Origin of the sequence: Undibacterium sp., assembly GCF_030683615.1 — a bacterium.
Taxonomy (GTDB): domain Bacteria; phylum Pseudomonadota; class Gammaproteobacteria; order Burkholderiales; family Burkholderiaceae_D; genus Undibacterium; species Undibacterium umbellatum.
In genome coordinates this window covers 1-17617 of the sequence record NZ_JAUXQE010000036.1, presented here as the reverse complement: position 1 = coordinate 17617, position 17617 = coordinate 1, and the positions used below count along the sequence as shown (strand labels likewise).

At 50.3% G+C, this 17617-nt stretch carries 10 protein-coding genes and 2 riboswitches; of the genes, 5 read left to right on the top strand and 5 right to left on the bottom strand.

Annotated elements, in window-relative coordinates:
• Positions 1-148 precede the first annotated feature (148 nt).
• From Q8K39_RS18480 to Q8K39_RS18465, 4 genes are all read left to right on the top strand, one after another.
• Positions 149-1102 (top strand): MurR/RpiR family transcriptional regulator, encoded by a 954-nt coding sequence (locus Q8K39_RS18480; protein WP_230413572.1) that lies wholly within the window; start codon positions 149-151, stop codon positions 1100-1102.
• Between the two features lie 93 nt (positions 1103-1195).
• Positions 1196-3910: a TonB-dependent receptor gene (locus tag Q8K39_RS18475; RefSeq protein WP_305262533.1), complete on the top strand. Its 2715-nt coding sequence runs from the start codon at positions 1196-1198 to the stop codon at positions 3908-3910.
• Positions 3911-4138: 228 nt separating this feature from the next.
• Positions 4139-5308, top strand: coding sequence for a cyanophycinase (locus Q8K39_RS18470; RefSeq protein WP_305262531.1), 1170 nt, complete (start codon positions 4139-4141; stop codon positions 5306-5308).
• A gap of 288 nt (positions 5309-5596) precedes the next feature.
• Positions 5597-7201: a methyl-accepting chemotaxis protein gene (locus Q8K39_RS18465; protein WP_305262527.1), complete on the top strand. Its 1605-nt coding sequence runs from the start codon at positions 5597-5599 to the stop codon at positions 7199-7201.
• A 16-nt stretch (positions 7202-7217) separates the two neighbouring features.
• Here Q8K39_RS18465 and Q8K39_RS18460 read toward each other — a convergent pair whose 3' ends face one another.
• Together Q8K39_RS18460 and Q8K39_RS18455 are read right to left on the bottom strand one after the other, a co-directional pair.
• Positions 7218-8795, bottom strand: a complete 1578-nt coding sequence (locus Q8K39_RS18460) for a hypothetical protein (protein ID WP_305262525.1) — start codon at positions 8793-8795, stop codon at positions 7218-7220.
• A 184-nt stretch (positions 8796-8979) separates the two neighbouring features.
• Positions 8980-9315, bottom strand: a complete 336-nt coding sequence (locus tag Q8K39_RS18455; RefSeq protein WP_186951969.1) for an energy transducer TonB — start codon at positions 9313-9315, stop codon at positions 8980-8982.
• A gap of 683 nt (positions 9316-9998) precedes the next feature.
• Here Q8K39_RS18455 and Q8K39_RS18450 point away from each other — a divergent pair.
• Entirely contained in the window at positions 9999-12116 is a 2118-nt protein-coding gene (locus tag Q8K39_RS18450) for an EAL domain-containing protein (RefSeq protein ID WP_305262522.1), read from the top strand.
• A 78-nt stretch (positions 12117-12194) separates the two neighbouring features.
• Here the strand turns inward: Q8K39_RS18450 and gcvP are convergent, their stop codons facing one another.
• From gcvP to gcvT, 3 genes are all read right to left on the bottom strand, one after another.
• Complete coding sequence (gene gcvP / locus Q8K39_RS18445; RefSeq protein ID WP_305262520.1) at positions 12195-15083, bottom strand: aminomethyl-transferring glycine dehydrogenase; 2889 nt, start codon at positions 15081-15083, stop codon at positions 12195-12197.
• 278 nt (positions 15084-15361) lie between these two features.
• Entirely contained in the window at positions 15362-15739 is a 378-nt protein-coding gene (gene gcvH / locus Q8K39_RS18440) for a glycine cleavage system protein GcvH (protein WP_305262518.1), read from the bottom strand.
• Between the two features lie 94 nt (positions 15740-15833).
• On the bottom strand, positions 15834-16964 hold the full coding sequence (gene gcvT, locus Q8K39_RS18435) for a glycine cleavage system aminomethyltransferase GcvT (RefSeq protein WP_305262516.1): 1131 nt from the start codon (positions 16962-16964) through the stop codon (positions 15834-15836).
• 72 nt (positions 16965-17036) lie between these two features.
• Positions 17037-17159, bottom strand: a riboswitch (glycine riboswitch).
• Positions 17160-17170: 11 nt separating this feature from the next.
• A riboswitch (glycine riboswitch) is annotated at positions 17171-17258 on the bottom strand.
• Between the last annotated feature and the right edge of the window lie 359 nt (positions 17259-17617).

Sequence of the window (17617 nt, the reverse complement as noted above, 5' to 3'; positions counted from 1 at the left end):
CTCTCTCCGTCTGTAAGCAATGAACGATTTTTTACATATTCTACATTTATGAAAATAAACTGACAAATAGTATTGAAAATATTTTTAAACAGGTCTACAGTTCATTCATCGAAAAAAGTTTTGCTGAAAGTTTCAGTGATTGATGTACATGAAAAAACTAAATACTCCTGTCGAATCTACTTCACCCGAGATGGTCTTTGCAAAATCCACGCTGGGTGAATCATTAATGCTGGTCTTGCAGGAGGGCTCTCCCTCTTATAAGCGCATTGCCAATTTTCTCTTGCGTAACCAGGTCAAGGTGACGGCATTGGGTATAGAAGACATGGCAGAACAATGTGATGTTTCAACAGCTACGATCAGCCGCTTTGCGCGTGATATGGGTTTTAATAACTACGCCGGTCTGCGTAACCAGATTGCGGAAGTGGTGCAGGCAGTGTTCCAGCCAGTAGAAAAACTGCGCAATACCATAGAAGCCAAAAAAAATGCGCCCTCGCCCGCCCACACCAGCATGCAGTTTGCTGCCGCCAATATTGATGCAGCAAACCAGGGCATGTCTGAACAGAGTTTGAGCCAGATCGTCAGTCACCTTGCAAAGGCGAATACCGTGTATGTCATGGGCTTTGGACTGAGTGCCCATCTGGCTGGCATGCTGGCCCTGCATTTACAGCCCTTTTGTTCACATGTGGTGGAAGTGGTGGGTTACGGCGGCACGGAAGTAGCTGCTGGCCATCTGGCAAACATTACCGACAAGGATGTGCTGATTGTTATCTCCTTCCCACGCTATGCGCTGGATGTCATCAAGCTCACGCAGTTTGTGCGTGACCACGGTGCCTGTGTCGTGACGATCACCGATTCTCCAGCGTCACCGATTGCACAACTAGGCAATTACTTACTGCTGGCACCCAGCACCCATGGCGTCTTACCCAGCAGTGCCAGTGCAGCTATTGCCGTCATTGAAGCCCTGGTCAGCAGCATGATGGTGTCGAATAAGAAAAATGTGGAAAAGGCCATGCGCCTGACCGAAGCGATATCAGCCTATTTGCATAGCGCTGACAACAATATCAAATACACAAAGCCGGATAGCAATAAAACCAAGAAGTAAATAAGCAAAAATAAGCGAATCACAGTCACTCTGCGGAGTGACTGAGGGGGATGCTTTTTTTAAATTTCTGTAAAACCTGAGGAGAGCAAGGCAATGGCAACGAAAAAACAAGCATGTCAGCCCATACCCAAGAAATTGGCTGTCGCAACCTGGTCAGCAATGAGCGTCATGGCTATGCTGGGCGCCCCCCAGCAAAGCGCATGGGCACAGTCTGAAACCGATTCAATCAAACCGCAACGTGTAGAAATCACTGGCTCATCGATAAAACGCATCGATGCAGAAACTGCCTTGCCAGTGCAAATCATCAGCCGTGAATCAATAGATAAATCTGGTGTCACCACGGCGGCAGAATTATTGAGCAAAGTCTCGGCCAGCACTGCAGGCCTCACAGACGGTGCCAGCTTCAGCGATAACGGCGGTACGCAGCGCGGCTTTAACGGCGCCAACCTGCGTGGCATAGGTGTGTCATCCACACTTATATTATTGAATGGTCGCCGCCTCGCCAACTTCGCCTCGCCCGGGACATCTTCTGGTGTGGATTTGAATTCCATTCCTTCTGCTGCCATACAGCGCGTGGAAGTGTTGAAAGATGGCGCGTCCGCCATCTATGGTGCAGATGCAATTGGTGGCGTCATCAATTTCATTACCCGCCCTGATTATCAGGGAGCAGAAATATCCGCTTATGTGGGCAATACCCAGCATGGCGGTGCAGACAAAAAAATCATCAGCCTGTCAGGTGGTGTAGGCAGCTTGAACCAGGACAGATACAACCTCATGGGCGTGGTCAATTTCCAGAATACTGGCGGCTTGCGTTCTACCCAGCGTTCATGGATAGGATCAGCATATCAGCCTGACATCAATCTCGATGTGGGCAGCTCCAACACTTTCCCGGCCAATGTGCGCCGTACTACGGCTAGCGGTGGCGCGACCGGATCACGCCTGAACCCCAGCGCACCAAACTGCAACCCACCCGCCACGGTGTTTGCTGCCGACAGCTTTGTCGGCAGCAAAGCCTGTTTGTATGACTACATGCATGACACCGAGATATTCCCTGAATCCCAGCGCGCCTCCCTCTTAGGCCGTGCCCAATTTGCGATCGATGCCGACAACACACTGTTTGCTGAAGTCTTACACAGCGATACAAAAACCACTTACCGCATCAGCCCGCTTACAGTCACCAACCTCAATTACCCTGTGACTGGGATTTACTATCCCAACGACTTAATCACCACCAACAAAACGCCTTTGCGCGTAGGCCTGCGCCTCAGTGCTGCTGGCCCGCGTACCAATGAAGTGAATGCAGTTGCACAAAGGCTGGTAGTCGGTGCGAAAGGTACGATCGCAGGCTGGGATTATGATACCGCCGTGAACCACAGCGTCAGCAAGGTTGATGATAAATATGTCGATGGCTATGTCAGAACATCGGCATTTGACAGCGCCTTCCTGACTGGAAAAATCAATCCTTTCGGACCATCTGGAGCAGAAGGCACGAACTTGCTGAATGCATCAAAAATCAGTGACGCTGCCCGCAAGTCACGGGCCACTACCGATGCTTTTGATATCAAGGCTTCACGCGAATTGTTTGCCATGGCAGGTGGAAACGCCGGTCTGGCGATAGGTGCAGAATACCGCCGCGAAAAACTGGAATTCACACCATCCGCTCTGCTGGCCGCTGGCGAAATACGCGGTGACGGTGCCGCATCTGCTTATGGCGGTAGCCGTACTGTCAAAGCCCTGTTTGCCGAATTGAATTTGCCCATACTCAGAAACCTCGAGGCCCAAGCCGCCGTGCGACATGACAGCTATAACGACGTGGGCAGCACCACTAATCCAAAATTTGGATTGCGCTGGACACCAGCCAAAGAAATCGTAGTACGCGGCTCTTACAGTGCAGGTTTCCGTGCACCCAGCCTGGCAGATATCAACGAACCGGCACGCACAGGCCAGACCAGCGGCATCTACAATGACCCGCTGGGCTGTATCAAGACCGGCAATATCGACAATACCAAGAATCCCGACTATTGCGGCATACAGCCAGACCTGATCAAAGGCGGCACCGCGAATTTGAAACCTGAGACATCGAAGCAGTTTTCTGCAGGTATCGTGGTTGAACCCAGCCGCAGCCTGACTGCCTCCCTGGATTACTGGCGCATAGAAAAGTCTGACACCCTGCTGGCTAACGAAGGTGCTTACTTTAGCGATCCAAAATCCAATCCGGGCTACGCGATACGTGGCGCGGCTGACCCCAGCCTGCCAGGCATCCCAGGCCCGATCTTGTCAGTAGATGGCCGAGTGAAAAATATCGGTTCGTTGAAAACCTCAGGCGTGGATGTCAACGTCAATTGGAAACTGCCAGAAAACAGCCTGGGTAAATTCAACGCCAGCCTGAACGGCACCTATGTCATCGACTACAAGACCCGTAACACAGCCGCCAGCCCGGAAGTAAATGGTGTAGGCGTCTATACCGACACCCAGGTAGTACAGCGCTGGAGACATACCCTGACATTTGATTTTGACCGTGGCCCTTGGGGTGCAACACTGCAACAGACTTACTATCAGGGCTATCGCGACCAGAACGCCCTGGCCAACGGCAGCACCCGTGACGTGCCCGCCTATGTCTTGTGGGATTTCAGCGGCAGCTATAAATTCAGCAAAGCATTCAGCTTGCGTGCCGGCATCAAGAACCTGCTGGACGCCAATCCACCGCGTTCTAACCAGGTATATAGTTTCATCGCTGGTTATGACCCCAGCTATACCGATCCTCGTGGGCGCTTTGTCTATATCTCAGGTAACTATGCATTCAAATAAGCAGTATCAATAAAGACTTCCAAAGCAGCGCGTTCGGGGACAGCACTTGGTGTTGTCCCCTTTTTTTAAATTCACGCGCGTAGTGGTGAATTGAATCACTTACAATGTCAAAAAATCAGGATGAAGAAAATGATAATTTTTCTGAAAAATGCAGGTTCGCTACTAATCAGCTTGCGTAGTTTGCGCAACTTACTAAGCTGTATGGCTCTCTTACTCTGTCAATTACCTATGAATGCTCATGCAGAAGACGCCACACTGCAACAATCAAAAGGCTCCCTCGTCATTATCGGTGGTGCCTTGCGGGTAGATAATGCAGTAGTCTGGCAGCGCATCGTGCAACAGGCTGGGGGCAAAGGTGCCAAGATTGCAGTTATCCCTGCGGCAGCGGGCAGCCCGGAAAGATCTGGTGGATTTGCGGTGAAATCCCTGAACCAGCATGGTGCCCAGGCTTTCTTGATACCCTTGTCAGTCAAGCATGCGCAATTCAAACCGGAAGATATCGTCAATGATGCTGTCTGGCTGGATAAGCTGAAAAATGCTAGCGGCGTGTATTTTACTGGCGGCGATCAGGGCCGCATCGTGCAGGCGCTGGTCAAGCCGGATGGTAGCAAGACTGCGATGCTGGAAGCAATCTGGGCACTACATCAGCGCGGTGGAGTTATCGCAGGTAGTAGTGCCGGTGCTGCCATCATGAGTACCACCATGTTCTATGATGCCAAACCTGTGCTACCAACGCTCAAGTCAGGCGTGACTGATGGCAAGGAGATTGCAGCTGGTCTGGGTTTCATAGGACCGGATGTATTCATAGACCAACACCTGATCATACGTGGCCGCTTTGCCCGCATGCTGCCTGTCATGCTGAAAAAGAATTACAAACTGGGCCTGGGTGTCGATGAAAATACTGCCATGGTAGTGAGCAATCAGGGTGAGGTCGAAGTCATTGGCTATAAAGGTGCCATTCTTTTTGATCTAAGTCAGGCAAAAACGGATGATTCCCAGAAAAATTTTAATCTCAGCAATGCCCGCATCAGCTACCTGGACCGCGGTGACCGTTTCAATTTGCGTAGCAGGACGCTGGTACCATCGACAGACAAGCTGCTACACAAGCTCAATCCTGCTCAAGCTAATAATGCTGATCATCGTTTTTATCCCGATATTCTGGCCAATACGGTAGTCACTGACCTGATGTTTCATTTGATCGATGGCAAGCAGGAGCGCGCGATCGGCCTCGCTTTTGGCATGGATAATCCGGCGGAACTGGGTTTTGAATTCAACTTCAGCAAAGTGGCAGAAAGCCTGGGTTACTTTTCCAGCGCGTCTGGTGCCGAGAGCTATACCATCCACAATCTGCGACTCGATATACGGCCTGTGAGCATGAACCTGCCGATTTATAAGTAAGTCCTTGTAAGCAGGATGGTGCCGAGTACCATCCTGCCGTTCATTCCGATCAAGTATCGAACTGATTTGTCGTTTGTTTGCAAATTCTTCCTCTCTGGCATCTTCGCTTCACTTACAATCAGACCACGGTTTCCGCTGCGCGCCGCAGGCGGGGCCGTGCGCTTGCCAATGATTAAAACTATGCAGACCCGCTCTGAATGCAGGTGGATTAGCAGGAGGTGATACCAGACTCTCTCTCGCATCCGCCCAGCATTGCGGCACACTGCAGCAAACCAGTGAGACCACGCCATGAAACTTAGCACCCGCATCATCTTGCTGTGCGCCATCACCCTGTTCGGCATTTCTGTCATTTCTGCCATTTCTTTGTACTCGCTGCGTCAGACCATGAAAAAGGAGCGTACTGAGCAGATTTCCAACATGGTTGAAATGGCGCATGCAGCGATAGAAAAAGCCCATGCACTGGAACAATCAGGCAAGCTCTCACGTGAAGAAGCCGAGAAACAGGCCAAGCTGGCGATTTCCAGTTTCCATAAAGAAGACATGTATTTCTTTGTGCGTGGCTACACAGATGACTTGTTACGGGTACATCCAAAAACATCACGCATAGGGGTGCCGCAAAAGGATATGAAGGAATCAGGCGACCGTTATCGCGCCGCTCTGGCCAAAGGGAAAATAGGCATCGTAGAAGCACCAGGTACCCGGCCCGGGGTAGAAGGCCAGGTAGACAAGATCTATGCCGTCATGCAATTCGCCCCTTGGGACTGGCTGATTGGCACCGGCACCTATCTGGATGACATCAATGATGCCTTCTGGCGGCAGGCCGGCATCATGCTGGGAGTAGGAGCCATCATGATGACCATGGTAGGCGCATTGGCCTGGCATATGACACGTTCCATTCTGCGACAGCTTGGTGGTGAACCTGCGTACGCAGCTGAAGTCGTTGGCCATATTGCAGAAGGTGATCTGACTGCGGATATACAAGTCAAAGACCATGATCAGTCCAGCTTATTGTTTGCAATCAAAACCATGCGTGACAAGCTGGCCTCTGTCGTCAGCGAAGTACGTACCGGGTCGGAGTCCATTGCCACTGCATCGGGTGAAATCGCTTCGGGTAACCTGGATCTGTCTAATCGCACCGAGCAACAGGCAGGCGCACTGGAAGAGACGTCTTCCACTATGGAGGAACTGACTTCCACAGTCAAACAAAATGCGGACAATGCCAGACAGGCAAATCAACTGGCAATCTCGGCATCTGAAGTGGCGACACAGGGCGGCAATGTCGTTGGCAAAGTGGTGGCCACGATGGGCTCCATCAATGAGTCTTCAAAAAAGATCGTCGATATCATCAGCGTGATTGATGGCATCGCTTTCCAGACCAATATCCTGGCCTTGAATGCCGCCGTGGAAGCCGCGCGTGCGGGTGAGCAGGGTCGCGGTTTTGCCGTGGTTGCCAGTGAGGTGCGTAACCTGGCACAGCGCTCAGCCTCTGCAGCCAAAGAAATCAAAACCCTGATAGACAGCTCGGCAGAAAAAGTGGAAGAAGGTGGCAAGCTGGTTGCCATCGCCGGCTCCACCATGGATGAAGTCGTTGCCAGCGTCAGACGCGTGACTGATATCGTCGCCGAGATTGCTTCTGCCAGTCAGGAGCAAAGTTCAGGCATAGAACAAGTCAATCATGCCATCGTTGATATGGATAATATGACGCAGCAAAATGCTGCCCTGGTAGAACAGGCTTCCGCCGCTGCCCAGGCCATGAATGAACAGGCAGCCAGTCTGGCGCAGGTAGTCAATATTTTCAAAGTGCATACCGCAGCAGCGCCCCTGATTAGCCCGGCACGTGCTCAGGCAAGAACGAACTCAGCACAAGCGACACAGCCACGTCGTTTGCGCTAAAGCCTCGTGCAATTCTTCAATCAAGGAATATTTGATTCCTCAAACTATCAACCATGCGCAGGCGCTGTTGGGCCTGCGCACTTGCTGAAGCATGCGGGCCAGTATTGACGTGCAGGTTAATCTTGCTATCTTGCTTGTCAGGATGGGTTTGTGTGCTAACCAGCTTGCCAAGTTCGTAGCTGGACACTGACAGCAAACGGTCACTACTCTTTTCCAGGCTCGCACTATTCAACTGGTTTTTGTCAAAGCCCAGTATCAGCTTGTTGCTGGCATGGTCTTCCACCTTGGAATAGCGATAACTTTGCGAATTCCTGTCACTACTTAAGACCGGCTTTTCATTTGATTTTAACTCCTGATGAAAGGCGGCACTCAATCTGGAATCAAGTATCTGGCTGATGCTGCCATTGGCCGCATGGCCCTGCTGCGTCGTCTTTTGGCTGACTTGATAATTGAAATAATCGCTTTCCTGCAAATGAGCAGGATTGGGGGTGCTCACCACGCCAGTGATTTTTGCATTGAAATCCGCAAGCCCGGTTAATAAAGGCTGGGCAGCATCGTCCCAGAAACTTGGCGCACGACCTGGCAATTGCGTGCTTAAATCAGAACCATCTTCTTCGGTATTGATTTTTTGCATGATGGAAAAAGCATCCTTATAGAGCGATACCAGTTCTTTGTCAGCACCGCCACGATTGCCTGCAGTATCGATTTGCCCAAGAAATAGTTGTATCGCCTTATTCCTTTGCGCAGCATTGCCACGCAAGCCAGGATTGTCATGACTGACATCAATATCTATTTGCCCACTGGCAGATTTTATGTTGAGCTGATGGTGGGATTGATTGATATTAAAATTCAATTCCTGCTCACCGACTTTAATTTCCAGTTTGAGCGAACTGATGGCAAAAGTGTCGAAGTTTGCCAAGGCATCGAGATTGATACGCTGGTCTGCAAAATAGCTATTGGCAGTTTTCTCCAGGCCAGCCGCCAGTTTTTCCAGCGCCCTGCTCTCGGACTCAGTCAGTTGGGCGCTGCTGCTGGCTTCCACACTCAGGCCATCAACATTACTTTTGATGGAAAATTCTATACTACGCCCTGATGCCAGCGTGACACTCAGCCCCATGCTTTGATCTGCATTCTCACGCAAATTATTCAACCTGGCCTGGCTTAGTTCAGCCACATTTTGATTAGCGTTTGATTGCGCAGGATAAGTGGCAACCACTGCCTGCTTGAAATCACCTTGAGTGGTTTGAAAACGCTCTATCACGCCAGAGGCAACACCATTGAAACGTCCTGAAACAGTCGTTAACCTGGCATTTTGCTCCAGCATATAACTGAAAGTATCGTCGCTCTTGTTTTCCAGCCACTGGCTGGCCGGATCTGGTACAAAACCAGCCTGGTCATAGGTCTGTGGCACTAACACTGCACGTGCAGTGCGCAAATTGAGCTGATAAGAAGATGATACTGCCACCGGGCTCGCATTATCCAGCGCTACCGATATGCCTGCACCTTGCTTGTCCAAAGCCACAGACTGGCTTGCGCCAGCACGCACATTGACTTGCGTAGCAGGCGTGCTCAGGCTTGAAAGAATAGTCGCCATATCAAGTGTGCATCCTAAAAATAAATTCTTGCATTACGATCAATCAAATAACGACAAGCTTTATAAATTCTTTAATAAAAGCACACCAAAATCACATATCCGAAGACAGCGTTATGTTGCATCACCCATAAAAAAAGAGATGCCATTGCATCTCTTTTTGCGCTGTCACGCTGATATCGGAAGATCAGGAAAGACTCCAGACATATTCCAGCTTGGTCCAGGCTTGCTGAGGTTTGCCATCTTTGGCACCAGGTTTGAATTTGCAGGAAGAATAAATTTTTTGTGTTGCCTTATCCAAAGCCTTGGAGCCACTGGATTTTTCAACCTTGGAATCAACTACGGCACCATCAGGGCCAACCAGGATGGACAAAACTACTGTGCCAGTTTCTTCATTCATCAATGCAGATTTTGGATAAACCGCTTTTTCGCAAGATTGTTTTTCAACAGAAGGAGCGATTTCACTTGCAGATGCAGAGAACGCAGAAACGAATAGTACTGTGGCGAGAATTGATTTTTTCATGTGAATAATGAGATAGACAAGATGCAAAGAAAGGAAGAGATTGCCATGCGGAAACAGGGCCATATTTTACTGCACAATTTTTCCACAAGGCAATTCTTTTTACCTTTAACAGCGCTTAGCACTGTTAAAGATTGTGCCCCTCCAATGAAAAATGTAACTTCGCTTTGCACTATGCCAATATAGCCTTTCAAAACGTTGCTTTGCGGCATGCCATTTTGCATTTTTTACACTTCTCTACTAGCCTTCATTCAGGCCCAGTGTCGCCGCGGTTGCCAGACCAGAACTATTGATAAAAATAATTTGTACAGAGGGAGACAACAATCGAACTCAGGAAATTCTGGCCTACTATAAGCAGGTTGCCCCCTGCCTCTACTTTTTTTCTCTAACAATTTACCGCCTGCCTTTTGCCAACCATCTATGGCAACCAAATTGAGAAAAACGCGACTGAGTCACAAACCGCATTTCTTTTAAGACAATGTGCGTCATCGAACAGACGCGCAGTGCGCCACCACGTAACTTTACATCCAGTGTCAAGAATAAAACATTTCTTTCACGGTCATACATTTATTGCGAAGTAAACGCGGCGGTGCAGACACGCCGGTCCCCCCATTTGCCTGCAAAAATTAAGCTATAGTCCAGCACCATACGCGTTCTTTTTGCGCACCATATTAAGGAGCCGCTTCATGGCCAAGCGAATTCTCGTTGTTACGAATATTGTTACTGATGCGCTTGCACTCCAGGACGCGCTGCGCAAAGCCCACGATGGCCCTTACGAAACCCAGTTTGCGAGCAGCCTCTCAAACGCACTTGAACAAATACAAAAAAAGCAGATTGACGCAATCCTGGTTGACCTGTCTTTGCCGGATAGTGAAGGCATAGCGACGTTCGAGGCCTTGTTTGAAGTGGCATCCAAAATCCCCATACTTACACTTTGTGATTTGGACGACAGCCTGGCAGTCGAAGCGGTTGGACTAGGCGCGCAAGGCTATCTGACCAAGGGACATTTCTCCAGCTATCTGGTACCGCAATCCCTGCGCAATATCATCCAGCGCAAAGCAGTTGAACAAGCGGCGTATATAGAAAAAGCGCGGGCAGAAATCACCCTTAACTCTATCAGCGATGCGGTGATAGGTACTGATATGGCCGGCAATGTCGACTACCTGAATGTCGCCGCCGAGCACATGACCTTATGGAAACGTGAAGAAGCACAAGGCCAGTCCATCAATCTTGTCATGCCTCTGGTTCAGTGTGAAAATAAACAGGCAAAAGCCAATCCGATTATACAAGTATTGCGACAGGATAAAGCCACGACTTTAACCCCGGGAACCATATTGCTCAGGCGTGATGGCAGTGAAGTGGCAATCGAAGATTCGACTGCTCCCATTCACGACTCTGAAGGCAATATGGCGGGTGCGGTGATGGTATTTCATGATGTTTCGGCGACCCAGGCCATGGCTGTGAAGATGGCACATCTGGCGCAGCATGATTTCCTGACCAATCTGCCCAACCGCGCACTACTGAATGACCGTATTGCCCAGGCAATCGGTTTGGCAAAGCGTCGTGAGACACATCTGGCCATACTTTTTCTTGATCTGGATAATTTCAAGCACATCAATGATTCACTGGGGCACGCCATAGGTGATATGTTGTTAAAATCAGTCACCGAACGCCTATGTGCTTGTGTGCGCAGTTCAGATACTGTCAGCCGCCAGGGTGGCGATGAATTCGTGATCCTGGTGACAGATGACAAGTCCGCCGAAAATGCGGCCTATACAGCCGAGAAGCTATTGAAATCCCTGTCAGCACCGCACAGTATCAACAAGCATGAACTGTATGTCACCACCAGCATAGGCATCAGTTCTTACCCCGCTGATGGCACAGACGCAGAGACGCTCATCAAGAATGCAGACACTGCCATGTATCAGGCCAAGGATAGAGGACGGAATAATTTCCAGTTCTTTAAACCGGAAATGAATGTGCGCGCAGTGGAACGACAAGTCATAGAAGCCAATCTCAGGCTGGCACTGATACGCAATGAATTCTCGCTGCACTATCAACCGAAGATCAATCTGGAAAGTGGTGCCATCACTGGTGCAGAAGCCTTGTTGCGCTGGGCACACCCACAATGGGGCATGGTACCGCCCATACGTTTTATCCGCATAGCAGAAGACTGCGGCGTCATCATACCGATAGGCCGCTGGGTCTTGCGTGAGGCATGTGCACAAACCAAACAATGGCAGGATGACGGACTAACAATTGCAGCGATTTCGGTAAATATTTCTGCAGTTGAATTTCGTCGTCAGGATTTTGTTGAAGGTGTGCGGACGATACTTGCAGAGACAGGTCTCTCACCGAATTGCCTGCAACTGGAAATTACAGAAAGTGTCCTGATGCACCATGCAGAAGGTAGTGTCGCGATCCTCCAGCAACTGAAAGAGATGGGTATACAACTGGCTGTCGATGATTTTGGTACGGGTTATTCCAGCTTGAGTTACCTGAATCAATTCCCGATTGATGTCTTGAAAATCGACCAGTCCTTTGTAAACGATATCGGTGCGTCAAAAACTGATGGCGATGGTGGCATCGTCAGTGCCGTCATTGCGATGGGGAATAGTCTGAATCAGAAAGTGATTGCTGAGGGCATAGAAAAACAAGGACAACTGTCTTTTTTAAAAGCCCAGCATTGCGAAGAAGGACAAGGCTATATTTTCAGCAGGCCACTGGCTGCAGAGCAATTCGCAAAACTTCTGCGTCTGGGTGTTACGGCACATGTACCGATTTCTGCTGTTATGCCGAATTAAACTGCTACAAAACACAGACGCATAAAAAAACGGACATGCAAGCATGTCCGTTTTCATTGACACCAAAGCCGTCAAAGCTTATTCGTAATCACTAACTGGTATGCAAGAGCAGAACAGATTACGGTCACCATAAACATTGTCGGCACGGCCAACCGGCGCAAAGTATTTATTCTTGCGGAGGGAAGCAAGCGGGTAAGCAGCAACTTCACGGCTGTAAGCATGTGACCACTCATTGGCGATCAGCACTTCTGCTGTGTGTGGTGCATGTTTCAGCGGATTGTCCTTGGCATCGAATTCGCCACTGGCAACCTTGGCGATTTCTTCACGGATGCTGATCATGGCATCGATGAAGCGGTCAAGTTCAGCCTGTGATTCACTTTCTGTCGGTTCTATCATCAAGGTACCAGGCACAGGGAAGCTCATGGTCGGTGCGTGGAAACCAAAGTCGATGAGGCGTTTGGCCACGTCCTCATTGCTGATGCCAGTAGCATCTGTCAACGGACGCAGATCCAGTATGCATTCATGCGCTACCAGGCCATCATGACCACTGTACAGAACAGGGTAATGGGGTGCCAGGCGTTTGGCGATATAGTTAGCTGCCAGGATCGCTGTTTCTGTCGCGGCCTTCAAACCTTCAGAACCCATCATGGCGATATACATCCAAGAGATAGGCAAGATGCTGGCAGAACCAAACGGTGCGGCGCTGACGGCAGAAATACCATCTTCACCACGGACATAACCTGTTGATTTCTGGTTAGGCAAAAACTTCGCCAGATGCGCACCAACTGCAACTGGGCCTACGCCTGGGCCGCCACCACCGTGAGGGATACAGAAAGTCTTGTGCAAATTCAGATGACTGACGTCGCCACCAAACTTGCCTGGTGCTGCTACGCCGACCAGCGCATTCATATTCGCGCCATCAACATACACCTGGCCACCGTGGCTGTGGACGATTTCGCACAATTGTTGTATGCCTTCTTCAAACACACCATGCGTGGATGGATAAGTCACCATCGCTGCAGCCAGGTTGGCGCTATGTTTCTCTGCCTTGGCTTGCAGGTCAGCCAGATCAACGTTACCGTTTTCATCGCAGGCAACAACGACCACGTCCATGCCTACCATGCTGGCAGATGCTGGATTGGTGCCGTGTGCAGAAGATGGGATCAGGCAGATATTGCGGTGTGCTTCACCACGGGACGCGTGGTAAGCCTGGATCACCAGCAAGCCTGCATATTCACCTTGGGAACCGGCATTTGGTTGCAGGGATACGGCGTCGTAGCCAGTTGCTGCGCACAACATAGCTTCCAGCTGGTCTATCATTTCGCGGTAACCGGTAGTCTGGTCATTTGGCGCAAATGGATGGATGCTGGAGAATTCAGGCCAAGTGACCGGGATCATTTCGCTGGTGGCATTCAACTTCATCGTGCATGAACCCAGCGGTATCATGGTGCGGTCCAGCGCCAGATCTTTGTCAGCCAGGCTGCGCAGGTAACGCAGCATTTCATGTTCTGCGTGATAGCGGTTGAAGGTTGGGTGCGTCAGGTAAGTCGTGCCACGTGTCAGCGCTGCCGGGTAGGCATCATTGACACCAGCTTCTATCGCCGCAAAATCAGGTGCCGTAGTTACGCCGCTGGCCTTGGCGAAAATCGCCCACAGAGCTTCAACATCGGCACGTGTCACTGTTTCATCCAGAGAGACACCAACCTGTGTTGCGCTGATCTGGCGCAGGTTGTAGCCAGCAGCTTCAGCAGCCTGATGGTAGGCAGCAGCATTAGCGACATTCACTGTCAGAGTGTCAAAGTAAGTTGTGTTGGCGATAGCCAGACCTTGTTGTTTGAAGCCGCCAGCCAGAACACCAGTCAGACGGTGTACGCGCAAGGCGATCTGGCGCAAGCCTGCAGGGCCGTGATAGACGGCATACATGGATGCAATCACTGCCAGCAAAACCTGGGCGGTACAGATATTCGATGTAGCTTTCTCGCGGCGGATATGCTGTTCACGTGTTTGCAGTGCCAGGCGATAAGCCTTGTTACCTTGAGCATCAATCGTCACGCCAACCAGACGACCTGGCATGCTGCGCTTGAACGCATCGCGTGTGCCCATGTAGCCTGCGTGCGGACCACCAAAGCCCAGTGGTACGCCAAAGCGCTGGCTGTTACCAACGACGACGTCAGCGCCCCATTCACCTGGGGAAGCGATCAGTGTCAGTGCCAGCAAATCGGCAGCAGCGATGACCATCGCACCCTTGGCATGCAAGGTGGCAGCAAATTCGCGGTAATCGCGGATGGCGCCATCAACGCCAGGGTATTGTAGCAAGATACCAAAGCAATCATTATCCAGCGCTTCTGTACCTGTACAAGTACGCACTTCTATACCCAGCGGCTTGGCGCGAGTTTCGATAATTTCGCGGGTCTGTGGCAACACATCGTCGCCAACATAAAACACATTTGATTTGGACTTGCCTACGCGCTGTATCAGCGTCATCGCTTCAGCTGCAGCCGTGCCTTCGTCAAGCATGGATGCGTTCGCGATGTCCATGCCAGTCAGGTCAGTGATGACTTGCTGGAAGTTCAAAATGGCTTCCAGACGACCTTGTGAAATCTCTGGCTGGTAAGGTGTGTAAGCTGTGTACCAGGCAGGGTTTTCAAAGATATTGCGCAGGATTACGCCTGGTGTATGCGTGTTGTAATACCCCTGACCGATCAGAGACTTCAGTACACGGTTTTTCGACGCCAGTGCCTTCAATGTTGCTAATGCTTCCTGTTCGGACTTGGCTTCTGTGAATTGCGCCAGTGGCAGCACATCGTGACGGCGGATATTGGCCGGGACGATGGCATCAATCAGGGCTGTGCGGTCAGCATAGCCCAAGGTTTTCAGCATGGCGGCTTGTTCTGCTTCAGAAGGGCCGATATGGCGAGCGATGAAAGCGTCGTGCGCTTCCAGTTGAGTCAGTGAAGGACGGGTCATGGTATATGGGGTACAGAAGAGTAACGTGGAATATCAGGCGGAGCTATGCAGGGCAAACCGCATTCAGGCAAATCCATATTAAAAGAGGCGACTTTGGTGAACTGTAATGGCTAAAACGGCAGTGCCTCTCGCGCCCTTGGCGATCATGGCTGCGTTGCAAATGCTCGCGATAGCTTACTATCGCTGCGCTTTGCGCCTTGCCCTGATCACCAAGATGCGCGCCTTTCACTTTCGTTTTAGCCATTACAGTCCACCGGCTACCTCTTTTAACTACATAATCAAGCGATGTTCTTGGCGTAAGCTTCAGCATTCATCAAGGCATCAACATCAGCAATATTTGCTGGTTTCAGTTTGAACAGCCATGCTGCAAAAGCGTCAGCATTGATAGATTCTGGTGCGTCGGCCAGTGCTTCGTTGATGGCAACAACTTCGCCAGTCACTGGTGCATAAATATCGCCAGCCGCTTTAACAGATTCAACCACGGCACAATCCTTGCCCGCTTCGAGTGCTGTGCCAACTTTAGGCAAGTCAACGAATACGATATCGCCCAAAGCATCTTGAGCAAACTCAGTAATGCCAACAGTGATAGTGCCGTCTGCTTCTGTGCGTACCCATTCGTGGGATGTTGTGTATTTCAGGTCTGCTGGTACGTTCATGATGGGCTCCAGATAAATAAATTGTTTTAAATAATAATGAGTGGCTAATCAAATAATAGTCAGTGCTAATACGCTGCACTGACTGCAGATCAAATTATACGGCCAGGATTTTGCCATTACGGACAAAAGGCAGTTTGACAACAGATGCGGCCAGTTGCTTGTCACGGATAACGACATGCACAGTATCGCCTACCGACACGCCCATAGGCAAACGCGCCAGTGCAATTGCCTGTTCCATGGTAGGGCTGAACGTACCGCTGGTGATTTCGCCTTCGCCTTGTGCACATACTACTTTTTGATGGGCACGCAGTATGCCGCCTTTTTCACGCAGGATCAGGCCCAGGAACTGGGCGTTCTGGCCTTGTGTTTGCAGCGCTTGCTTGCCTACGAAATCACGCTCGCTGACCAGATCGATAGTCCAGGCCAGACCAGCATCGAGCGGGTTGACTGTTTCATCCATATCCTGGCCATACAAATTCATGCCAGCTTCCAGACGCAGAGTGTCACGCGCACCGAGGCCAGCAGGTTTGACACCTGCTGCTACCAAGGCATTCCAAAAATCAGTTACGCGGTCGGCGGAAACAGCAATCTCGAAACCGTCTTCACCGGTATAACCAGTGCGTGCCACCATGACTTCACCAAAGGAAGTGTCGGCAACGATAACTGCGTTAAAAGGTTTGATTTCTGCACTGGCTGCTTTGGTTTCTGGCAAGACTTCCCATGCTTTGGCGCGGGCATTCGGGCCTTGCACTGCCACCAGAGCAAAGGCATTCGCGCCATCGCGGCGCTGGGTAATCGTCAGGCCGCTATTGGTTTCTGCATTGCGGGCATTCATCCAGGCGATGTCTTTTTCTGCCGTGCCAGCATTGACGACGAGACGGAACCAGTTTTCGCTAAAGAAATAAATGATAAGGTCGTCGATGACCGTGCCTTCAGGCTTCAACATGCAGGAATACAGGGCCTTGCCCGCTACCTGCAATTTATCGACATTATTTGCCACCAGGCCACGCAGGAAGCCGCGTACATTCTCGCCCTGCAAATCAACGACGCACATATGGGATACATCAAACATGCCGCAATCAGTGCGCACTGCATGATGTTCTTCGATTTGGGAACCATAGTTGACAGGCATGTCCCAGCCGCCAAAATCAACCATTTTTGCACCAGCCGCACGATGGGCTGCATTGAGGGGAGTTGCCTTGAGTGATGTCGCTGCTTGCGTCATGAGTGCCTCGTTACCAGATTGAAGGGACGAACAAACGCATGCCGGCGAAGAGACGCCACATGCGCTGAAATCGCATACCCCTCTGTCCTGGTACCTGAGAGATTACGGGAGCTATGTATGTTTGCTGCCCGCGCGCACCTTCGGTGGGTAGTCCGGCGACTTGCTCTGCCGCTACCGCTCTCCAGAGTTGGGGCAACTTTTAACTACCCCGTTGATCGGTCCTTTTGCCTGAGAGTTTTTTGGGTATTAGCCCCTTCGGCGGTAACTTTCGTTACGCTCTCCCGATCAAGTAGCGCGATTATATAAGGCTTGCAAGGGCTTGGATAGTTGAGCTTGGAAATATTTACAGAAAAATGACTTCCCCAAACAAACCAATTGCCGAATTGATAAATAAATATCTGATAAAAACACCTCTATATTTATCTCTTTAGCATGAATTCTCGTGTTGCGTAGCATATTAAGTTCATTAGAAGCTATCTAGCCTGGAAATAAAATCAGAAACCAAAGACCCAGAGTAAAAGCAGAGCTTTCGCTTGTTCTTGCTGTTCTTGCTTTTCTCGGAGCGACTCTGTGTCTGGGTGCCTCATTGTTGAGAGGTCTTGACCTTGTTTTTGATCTTGTTTTTGTTTGTTATTTTTGTTTTTTTTGTTGCG